At 34.5% G+C, this 9,989-nt stretch carries 9 protein-coding genes and 1 pseudogene; 3 read left to right on the top strand and 7 right to left on the bottom strand.

From position 1 onward, the window contains the following. Nucleotides 1–383: 383 nt before the first annotated feature. The 3 genes and pseudogenes from AFK68_RS46330 to AFK68_RS24430 form a co-directional block, all read left to right on the top strand. Nucleotides 384–932 (top strand): annotated as a pseudogene (locus AFK68_RS46330) (alpha/beta fold hydrolase); the annotation flags it as partial. Nucleotides 933–968: 36 nt separating this feature from the next. After that, a complete protein-coding gene (locus AFK68_RS46325) occupies nt 969–1,442 on the top strand; it encodes an alpha/beta fold hydrolase (protein WP_371357539.1) in 474 nt (157 codons plus the stop codon). A 575-nt stretch (nt 1,443–2,017) separates the two neighbouring features. Further along, nucleotides 2,018–2,632: a hypothetical protein gene (locus AFK68_RS24430; protein WP_094675823.1), complete on the top strand. Its 615-nt coding sequence runs from the start codon at nt 2,018–2,020 to the stop codon at nt 2,630–2,632. Between the two features lie 208 nt (nt 2,633–2,840). Here AFK68_RS24430 and AFK68_RS24425 read toward each other — a convergent pair whose 3' ends face one another. The 7 genes from AFK68_RS24425 to grrP all read right to left on the bottom strand — a co-directional run. Continuing rightward, nucleotides 2,841–3,767, bottom strand: a complete 927-nt coding sequence (locus tag AFK68_RS24425) for a PrsW family intramembrane metalloprotease (RefSeq protein WP_094675821.1) — start codon at nt 3,765–3,767, stop codon at nt 2,841–2,843. A gap of 1,112 nt (nt 3,768–4,879) precedes the next feature. Beyond that, nucleotides 4,880–5,989, bottom strand: a complete 1,110-nt coding sequence (grrM, locus tag AFK68_RS24415) for a cyclophane-forming radical SAM/SPASM peptide maturase GrrM/OscB (protein ID WP_256386644.1) — start codon at nt 5,987–5,989, stop codon at nt 4,880–4,882. A 67-nt stretch (nt 5,990–6,056) separates the two neighbouring features. After that, nucleotides 6,057–6,380 carry a hypothetical protein gene (locus AFK68_RS24410; RefSeq protein WP_210407597.1) on the bottom strand — a complete coding sequence of 108 codons (324 nt, stop codon included), beginning with the start codon at nt 6,378–6,380 and terminating at the stop codon, nt 6,057–6,059. A gap of 888 nt (nt 6,381–7,268) precedes the next feature. Continuing rightward, nucleotides 7,269–7,670, bottom strand: a complete 402-nt coding sequence (grrA, locus tag AFK68_RS24405; RefSeq protein WP_210407596.1) for a GrrA/OscA1 family cyclophane-containing rSAM-modified RiPP — start codon at nt 7,668–7,670, stop codon at nt 7,269–7,271. 56 nt (nt 7,671–7,726) lie between these two features. Then, nucleotides 7,727–8,119, bottom strand: a complete 393-nt coding sequence (grrA, locus tag AFK68_RS24400) for a GrrA/OscA1 family cyclophane-containing rSAM-modified RiPP (protein WP_094675817.1) — start codon at nt 8,117–8,119, stop codon at nt 7,727–7,729. A 33-nt stretch (nt 8,120–8,152) separates the two neighbouring features. Next, nucleotides 8,153–8,614, bottom strand: coding sequence for a GrrA/OscA1 family cyclophane-containing rSAM-modified RiPP (gene grrA / locus AFK68_RS24395; RefSeq protein WP_094675815.1), 462 nt, complete (start codon nt 8,612–8,614; stop codon nt 8,153–8,155). Between the two features lie 407 nt (nt 8,615–9,021). Next, nucleotides 9,022–9,989: extracellular substrate binding-like orphan protein GrrP (grrP, locus tag AFK68_RS24390; protein WP_210407595.1), on the bottom strand; the 968-nt coding region annotated here is incomplete at its 5' end.

Below are 9,989 nucleotides of genomic sequence, written 5' to 3'. Positions count from 1 at the left end.
GAATTGTTGAATGAATAATTAATTGACTATCAACTATTAATGATTAACTATTAATTATTCGGTAAGCATTTCCTGCGTAATGCTACGCCAATAACCATCAGTGAGCCTCCTAATTCGTAACTCTTTTATCGGTAATTAGCTTCACAAATATAGGCACTCAGATGGCATTTGTGAAGCACTAAAATATGATTTTATGGTAGAGTTGAAAGCACATTTTAATTCCATAAATCTTCAAGTAAATTGTTTTAATACCTTCACAAAAAAAGCTGATTGCTGACTGCTAATATCTGAATGCTTAATGGTTGAGTTTCAAATTTGCAGGATAAGAAGAGAAAAGAATAATTTTAACGAGGATTTACAGATAACTAGGATAGAAAAAGATAATGGTAAATTACGAATATATAGAATGTAAAAACCCGAAAGGTCAGCATAGGATAGCTTATACTCAATGGGGTAATCCTGATAATGAAAGGGTGTTAATTTGTGTTCATGGTTTTAGTCGTACAGGGAGAGATTTTGACTATTTAGCAACTGCTTTGCAAGAAAAATATCGAATTATTTGCCCAGATATAGTAGGTAGAGGAAAAAGTGATTGGTTATCCAATTCATCTGATTATGGTCTACCTCTTTATATCTCAGATATTTTGACTTTAATTAATCAATTAAATCTCAGTAATATTGATTGGGTAGGAACATCAATGGGGGGTTTAATTGGAATGTTTATTGCCTCTCAAAAAAATTCTCTAATTAACAGATTAGTTATGAATGATATTGGTCCAGAGATTGTTCCTGAAAGTTTAAAACGTTGGGCTGGAAAATATTTAAGTCAAGGAAATCCTGATTTTGAGAATTTGACTCAAGTAACAGAATATGTTAGAGAATTTTATTCTGATTATGGTGCATTGACTGATTCAGAATGGGAGCATATAGCTNCCTCTCAAAAAAATTCTCTAATTAACAGATTAGTTATGAATGATATTGGTCCAGAGATTGTTCCTGAAAGTTTAAAACGTTGGGCTGGAAAATATTTAAGTCAAGGAAATCCTGATTTTGAGAATTTGACTCAAGTAACAGAATATGTTAGAGAATTTTATTCTGATTATGGTGCATTGACTGATTCAGAATGGGAGCATATAGCTAAATATACTGTTAAAAAGACTTCCGAAGGCAAATATCAATTACACTACGATTTGTCTATTATAGATATGTTTAGAGTTAGTACAGGTGAACTAAAACCAGTTGATTTTTGGCAAATTTGGTCATCAGTAAGTTCTCCTGTATTATTGTTACATGGTGAAGAATCTTATCTGTTGTTGCCAGAAACTATCGAGAAAATGCAATCTATTTATCCTCAAATAACTGTGAAGCATTTTCGTTGTGGTCATAACCCACCTTTATTATCAACAGACCAAATAGAGGCGATCGCCGACTGGCTGAATTAAGAAATTTTTGGTAATGCTAAACCAGTAGGGAGTTTAATAGACAGGACTTACGCAGCAACTGGGTCGGTCGAGAAAATTTCCTGAGAGCAAAAAATAATCATCAGGGCAATAAACCTGGTTTCTTGTTTGGCTGCATAAGCCCTGATATAATTGACATACTCCCGACGTTGCCCTTACGGGAAAAAGCGAGATTCTTCAGTCTGGGAAACCCTGACCGCTGTTTAGACAGAGGTGATGTCCTCCCCCTGTGTTGAGCTTTACAATAACAAAATCCTTCTAGCTTGTCAACGGCTTATGAACGTTTAGCTTATAAAGGTATCCGAATCCTGGTCCTGGCTTTCCCATACGACGCTCCCCTGCGGGAGAGCTTTGACTTCCCCGAAGGGAAGTTAAAAAATTTAGGGTAATTTATATTTATAAAGAAAATATTAAATTTTTATAATTATGTATCAGGAAAAGTTACTTAGTAATTAAGTGCAACCCCAGATGGGTTAAGGATTGGGTTATTCAACTCTATCAACATAGAATGAAAACACTACCTAAGCATTTAAACCACAAAAACTGGAGACTCCAAGATGAAATCAATACTGGCATGGGTAATTTCAGTGCTACTAGCATTGACTTGCTTCGGTATTAATCCAACTATAGCTGCTGCTCAAGAACAAGTTATCGTCATCGAAAATGATATAGAAGATGATGGTGATTGGACTGTCGGCTCAGATGATCATTTCAAACCTGATGGAATGAGTGGTTGCAGCTCTACTGCTGGTGCATACACTCTAGGGATGGCCAATAGTTTTCCTAAATACGGAGGAAAAGCCTTTGTTAATTTCGATTTTCCCTTAGTTGCTGGGGATTACGCTGTAACTATTAATGTCTGTAACTTCAATCACCCAATAGATGAGAATGGAGTACCAGCGAAACTTGCTCATGCTGATTATATTGGTTTGACTGTGGGAGGAGATAAAGAAAATCCTGGTACATTACTTACCACTGCTGTCGAAACATCTAGTTCAAAGCCTCGCCCTGAATGGACAGAAATAAAAGAATGGTCTTTTAACTATACTTTTGCAGATAACGATCCTAACTTGGGGTCTAAGATTGGCTTTTTAATAGATGTGCCTGTGAAAGGTGAGTTCTTAAATATGAGTTTTGATGACCTCAAGATTAAGATAACTCCTAAAAGCTAAAAGTTAATATTAAGTTTGAAAAGCGATCGCTCTAACTTCGTTGAGTAGGGCGATCGTTTTTCTGTTTCTTATCTAAAGTTTTATAGCGCTACGCGCTAGGGAACAGGGAACAGGGAACAGGGAACAGGGAACAGTAGACAGTAAAAGGGTTTTCCTACGGAATGCTGCGCAAACAGGATTTAAAATCTCCTAACCTTAATGCGTAGCGCTATATCAGAAGTTTTGATATTTCTTTTGCCTTTAAAATTGCTGAGACAAAAAACGCATAAGAAACTGCACCTACTGTGGCTAAAATTATCAAACTATCTCCAGTAGAATTCCACAAAGCGTGTAACAAAGAGGAAGTTAGATAACCTACTCCTAAAATTTTCCATCGCTCCTGGGGATAAATTACGCTTAAACCAATAAAATAGCCAAAGTAGCCACTGTAGGCCATGTGACCAGCGATGGAACCTAGAATTCGAGGGATGAGTAGTTGTAATCCTGCTAAATAGCCTACTCCTAATCCTAAAAGCCCTTCCCCTAATAATTCTGTGACATTTTCTACCATTCCAGGTACATATTGACCCAGGGTTTCAAACATTGTAAAGCCAACGCCGGAAGCAGTACCAATTAAAATGCCGTCTAAAGGTCCCCAGACTCCCACTTGTTCTCTGCGGGGACTTCGCAACCTATGTCCTAGCCACATACAACCAAATACGGGTAATGCTTTGAGCAATTCTTCCATTAATCCTGCCCCAAAAAACATTTTAATGAATAAAGCAGGAAAAGTTAATTGCTCCAAATTATCTGACACATTACCAGGCAGAATACCACGAAATACAATAATAAATAGAAGTAAAATCGGGCTGGCTAAAATTACACAGGTAGCAAAACCGGAGCCAAATAATACCCACCAAGGTTTAGGTTTATCGCACAAACGGTAGACAAAATAGAAAGCTGCACCAGAAATATAACTTGCTATTAACCATTCATATAATTTTGGTATTCCCACGGAAACGAACATCAAAACGACAAAAATTACTGTGACTATGCCTGGTATTAAGTAACCTTCTTTCACTAAATATTTTTGCATTGAAGTGATAGGAATAAGTTCGGCTTTGCCTGGTTTGGAATTAGGGATTATATTTTTCATAGATTACTTTTTAGTAGTTATATCAAATCCAGTTAAACAGTTATAGATTGGTTAACTCTTCAGTAGTCAGGAGTCAGGAGTCAGGAGGAGAGAGAATCATCAAGATTTAGTAGTTATGACGATTGGATAATTTTTTTATCTCCAATCAAACAGATTTGATATTATAGCGGTTTTGACAAAGGTAGACTACAAAACTTCTTCCTTCTTCCTTCTCTCCTAGATAATATGAGCCTTGTTCTTTTAAACCAAAATCTCTGTACTCTAAAAACATGAAAACTGCTATAAATATTTACCGAAAAATCAAGGTTTAAAGCCTCTCCTTTAAATGAGAAAAAAGAAAATAATTTCCCTTTCAAACAATCCTCTTCTTGAAAAGAAGAGGTAATTGTTAATTATTAATTATTGAACTAACATTCGATATCATATAGCAATCCTAAATTGGTTGTGGCAAAATTCCATAATGAAAAAGTTCTGGAAAGTCGAATATTTGACCATATAGCAGGGAACAGGGAACAGGGAACAGGGAACAGTGGGAAAAGTGTTTCCGTGGTCTTTGATTCATCATCAGTCTATGTCCTAATCGCCCTNACAGGGAACAGGGAACAGTGGGAAAAGTGTTTCCGTGGTCTTTGATTCATCATCAGTCTATGTCCTAATCGCCCTGGCTGTTGCTATAAGCAAAAAAGTTAAATAGCCACTTAACTATTTTAAAATAACTGCAAAGATGATAAAATTGTCTGGTTATTTTTTTGGTTTGTAACCAAATATAGCAATCCTAAATAAGTTGTAAGATTTTATCGTAGGGGTTTGGTCTCCAAACCCAAGCTCCAAGAGATTTGGAGAGCAAACCCCTGGAGTTTTTTCTCACGAATGATTTCTTATGGCTATAGTATTTTTAAGTATTATCCGGCAATACCCAAGGAATTTTCTAACTCATCTAATACTAAGTCAGTAATTACTTTAATCCGATATTTACAAGCGGTGGTTTCTGTGGAATTAAATGTACCATTTTCCCAATATTTATTACTGCCTGCTCCTCCACCACAAACACCGAAATATTGACAATTTTGCTGACAATTTTCCACTCCACCAGTCATGNGTATTTTTAAGTATTATCCGGCAATACCCAAGGAATTTTCTAACTCATCTAATACTAAGTCAGTAATTACTTTAATCCGATATTTACAAGCGGTGGTTTCTGTGGAATTAAATGTACCATTTTCCCAATATTTATTACTGCCTGCTCCTCCACCACAAACACCGAAATATTGACAATTTTGCTGACAATTTTCCACTCCACCAGTCATGTCTTGATAAATTTTCTGAAATTTTTCTGTCTGGATAACTGACTCAAATGTATCTTGCAAAACGTTACCTAAAATAAAGTCTCCATAACGTTCTGTTTTTACAGATAATAATTCTGGATCGAAGGTAGAAAAATTTCCCTGATTATCAATACTGATAATTACAAAAGGTTTATTCATGTCGGTATTTTCTAGCCGCTCATCATCATAAATTAAATTACAAATTGACTCAAATTCACGAACTTTAAATTCACCTTCTGTTTTAGCTGTCAAATCCCAAAATCTTTTAATAAAATCTCGGTAACGTTTTTCTATGCCTAATTTATCTAAAGATGAAGACTGATGAACTCCTTCTGTTTCTTCCATATTAAATCCAACATCAGTAATGCCATTTTCCCAAAAAAAGTTAAATATTTCATCAGGATAATCTAAGGAGTCTTCAGTAATAACGGCAATTACACTCAAATCAATCTCATTTTTTTGCAAATAAGAAATACCGCGCATTGTGCTGGCATGACTACCTAAACCTGTACGAGTTTTACGATGAATATTATGGATGAAATCTGGTCCGTCTATACTAACTCCAACATGAACAGGATGTTGTTTAAAAAAATCACACCAAGTCTGATTAATTAATGTAGCATTAGTTTGAAAAGAATGCCATGTTTGGCAAGGTTGAGTATTATATTTTTTGTCTGCTAGATTGATAATTTCAAAGGCAGATTCATAAAAAGAAATTGGTACAGCTAGAGGTTCTCCAGCGTGCCAACAAACTGTAAAATCACAACCTAAAAAATTACTGGTGTAAATTCTTTGAAAAATTGGTTCGATTAAATCTAGAGATAATCTATTTTTCAGTTGACGATGAGGAAGATAACAATAATCACAGTCAAGATTGCAGAAAGAGGTAGGTTGAATNCACCAAGTCTGATTAATTAATGTAGCATTAGTTTGAAAAGAATGCCATGTTTGGCAAGGTTGAGTATTATATTTTTTTGTCTGCTAGATTGATAATTTCAAAGGCAGATTCATAAAAAGAAATTGGTACAGCTAGAGGTTCTCCAGCGTGCCAACAAACTGTAAAATCACAACCTAAAAAATTACTGGTGTAAATTCTTTGAAAAATTGGTTCGATTAAATCTAGAGATAATCTATTTTTCAGTTGACGATGAGGAAGATAACAATAATCACAGTCAAGATTGCAGAAAGAGGTAGGTTGAATTACAACTAAAGAAATCGGACCAAATTTGCAGTAGTCAATATCGGGAGTAAGTTCTGTATTAGTAGGATTAAATTGAATGGTGTTCATATTTTTTACTAACTAAATTAAAATCAGAATTATTGAAATTAGGAGAAATAATTATCAGGTTTTCGTAAGCATTCAGCTATAGTAATCCTAAGTGATTTGTGAGAGAAAGCTGTAGGGGTTTGGTTTCCAAATCCCATTTATGCTAGGGTTTGGAGACCAAACCCCGTTAGATAAAATCTTACAACCTATTTAGGATTGCTATATTAGCCGTCAGCTATCAACAATAATATCCAAATCTTAAGAACTTGCTCTAGATGAATATAGCCTTTAAAGTTGGCTTTTATAGTAAGATTTAATTTACTTCAATTAGTAAAGCTAAAGCTTTGATCTAAAACTAAAATAAATAGCTGACTGCTGAATTCTTACAGGTTTTCTATATTTAATTCACTACATTAACTAAATTGTTATTTTTTCTTCTAGCAAAAACTTTGGATAAACTTTTGTTTTGCCGAAAAATCAAGGTTTAAACTTTAAAGGATAAACAATTAATTTATTTTCCTTTTAGGGAGAAGTAATTATCAATTATTGAACGAATAATTAAGGTTTAAAGCCTCTCATAAGCAAGTAGAAACAATGAATTTATTTTCCTTTTATTCAATCCTCTTCCTTTTAGGGAGAGGTAATTATTAATTATCAATTATCCATTATTAATTATCCATTATTGAACTGCTACCTCNGAAACAATGAATTTATTTTCCTTTTATTCAATCCTCTTCCTTTTAGGGAGAGGTAATTATTAATTATCAATTATCCATTATTAATTATCCATTATTGAACTGCTACCTCCTGTCACCTTTTGGCTAAAACATTGATTCTATAACCTTAAAATATTAGGATAAAAATCAAAAAAGCTGACAGCTTATAGCTGAGTGCTAAATTGCTATATAATCATCGACGACGATTATAAAAGCCACCACCATCACCCCAACCATTGCGCCAGGGGTTTACATTGACAAAACTACCTCCTTTACCATCACCCCAACCACCACGACGACCATTAAGCCACCCACCACGACGACCATTTCCCCAACCTCGACGACCTCTAACATTAACCCAACCTCTACCTTTTTTACCATCACGCCAACCTATGGCAAGGCGATCTGGTTCAATATTTGATGTTTCTTGAAGTTGTTCTTCTTTTTGTCTAATTGTTTGTGTAATTCTATTTAAACGATTTTCAACTGTTGGTTGAAGTTGGTAATTTTCTGTGGCATTAACTATAGGAACATTAAGTGTTGATAAAGCTAATAAAAAACCTACCCAACTAGTTTTTGTAGAAAATTTTATCATATTTATTTTTCTGTAAATTTTGCCTAATATTTTGCCTAAAAACTACATCTAAATTATTATCGACGGTTAACAAAACCACCTCCATCACCCCAACCATTACGCCAGGGATTTACATTAGCAAAACTACCTCCTTTACCATCTTTCCAACCACCACGATTACCATTAACCCAACCTCTATTTTTACCATCACCCCAACCTCGACGACCCCTAGTATTAACCCAACTTCCACCTTTACGATCACTCCAACCAACTGCTATTCTATCTGGTTCGACATCGGACGAATTTTGAAGTTGTTCTTCTTTTTGTTTAATAGCTGCTGTAATTCTATTGAGCCGATTTTCAACTGTTGGTTGAAGTGGGATATTTTCTGTGGCATTAGCTATGGGAATATTTAGTGTTGATAAAGCAAGTAAAAACCCTACCCAACTACTTTTTGTAGAAATTTTCATTACATTTTTTCCTGTAAAAACTAAATTTAATTGTCATCTACGAAAATTGGAAAAATTGTTGCGATTACTCCAAGTTCCACCGGGACGAGAGTTATTAAAGCCACCAGGATAATTGTAAAAACCACCCAGATCGCTCCAACTATTGCGCCAAGGATTTACATTAGTAAAACTACCGCCGTGACCATCTTTCCAATTAACACGATTACCATTAACCCAATTTCGATTTTTAGCATCACCCCAACCTCGACCTCTAGGAGTATTAACCCAATTTCGATTTCTACTATCTCCCCAACCTAATGCTATAGAGTCTAGTTCGACATCTGATGAATTTTGCAGTTGTTCTTCTTTTTGTTTAAGAGTTGTGGTAATTCTATTTATGCGATTTTCAACTGTTGGCTGAAGTGGAATATTTTCTGTGGCATTAGCTGTAGGAATATTCAGGGTTGATAAAGCTAATAAAAATCCTACCCAACTACTTTTTGTATAAAGTTGCACTAAGTTTTCTCCTGAAATTAAAATGGAATTATGTAAGCATTCAGCAGTCAGCGGTCAGCAATCAGCTAATAGCTTCATGACAATTAGAATTGATAACTAAAGCTAGTTGCTATTGTGCTTCAATTCTAGTAGTGAAAAATATAGTAGTATAGTAGAAATTCAGCAAATGTTTGCTTTATTGATTAAAAAGCTGTTAACGAAGTTCGGACCTAGGAGGCTAGCTGTTAGCTAATAGCTGTTTGCGCAGCATTCCGCAGGAAATGCTTACGGAATTATTTACCGAAAAACCAAGGTATAAAGCCTCTCCATTCATGTAGAAAAAAGAAAAAAAATTCTTTTGAGCCAATCCTATTCATTTATAAGAAGAGGGAATTATTAATTATTAATTGTTAATTATTAATTATTAATTATTTAATAATAGCTTGAGAATCAGTTTGATCAAGAGGAACTTGTTCTTTAGTAATCAGAACATTTTGGAAAAAGTTACGGATAATTGTAGGGTCTATATTGATGATTCCTTCCGGACCAAACCACTGATTAACCATTTCTTCAAAACGATTTTCTCCTACTAGGTAGCCTTGCATCATTTTGATGATTGAATAATTAACTAGATTCAGGAAAGTAGAATTATTTTCAGCAACCATACAACCCATTCCGTATCTTGCATAAGGTTGTTCTGGTACAAGTTTATAAGAATCTTTACCGAGTTCTTCTCTAATTGCATAAAGAATAACAGTATCTCCTGCTAGAGCATCAACTTTCCCTTCTTCTAAAGCATTTAATCCTTCTTCAACACTGTTAACACTTACTAAATTAGCTTGGGGTTGAATTGTTTTTATTGTTACTGCTCCAGGATTATTTGGAGCTGTACCAATGCGTTTGTTAGCTAAAGATTCTGGAGATGCCAAATTACTTTCAGAATTTACTAATAAACGGATACCTGAAACAGCATAGCTAGTAGAAAAATCTACAAATCTATCTCTTTCCCAAGTAAATGCTGTATCACAGGCAATATCAAATTCTCCACTTCTAAGTTTAGGAATTCGTTCTGAAATTTTTTCTTCTATTACAACTTGAATAATAATATCTTTACCAAGTCGTTGCTCTAGTTCTTCTTGAACAAGATTGAGTAAATCTATTGAATATCCGACTAATTCTCCTGCTTCATTAATGTAGGAATAGGGAATTAAATCACTTCTGGTACTGATAGTCAAAACTCCTGTTCTGGCTACTTTTTCCATTACTGTTTCAGCCCTAGCAGGAGCTGTCAAAAATGTTGTTAGTATTAGACTGATAATTCCAATTAATTGTTTCCTGAACATATTTTTTTCTTTCTCAAATAATTCTATAATAATTAATAAAAATATATTATACC

It is taken from the genome of Hydrocoleum sp. CS-953, from assembly GCF_002260545.1.
GTDB lineage: Bacteria > Cyanobacteriota > Cyanobacteriia > Cyanobacteriales > Microcoleaceae > Trichodesmium.
The sequence above is the reverse complement of the archived record's forward strand: the minus strand, read 5'-3'. Positions and strand labels throughout refer to the sequence as shown.

What these genes read in the sequence shown, in the direction of transcription:
- AFK68_RS46325 (WP_371357539.1), top strand. Translation starts at nt 969, where the DNA reads ATGAATGATATTGGTCCAGAGATTGTTCCTGAAAGTTTAAAACGTTGG.
- AFK68_RS24430 (WP_094675823.1), top strand. Translation starts at nt 2,018, where the DNA reads ATGAAATCAATACTGGCATGGGTAATTTCAGTGCTACTAGCATTGACT.
- AFK68_RS24425 (WP_094675821.1), bottom strand. Translation starts at nt 3,767, where the DNA reads ATGAAAAATATAATCCCTAATTCCAAACCAGGCAAAGCCGAACTTATT.
- AFK68_RS24410 (WP_210407597.1), bottom strand. Translation starts at nt 6,380, where the DNA reads ATGAACACCATTCAATTTAATCCTACTAATACAGAACTTACTCCCGAT.
- grrA (WP_210407596.1), bottom strand. Translation starts at nt 7,670, where the DNA reads ATGATAAAATTTTCTACAAAAACTAGTTGGGTAGGTTTTTTATTAGCT.
- grrA (WP_094675817.1), bottom strand. Translation starts at nt 8,119, where the DNA reads ATGAAAATTTCTACAAAAAGTAGTTGGGTAGGGTTTTTACTTGCTTTA.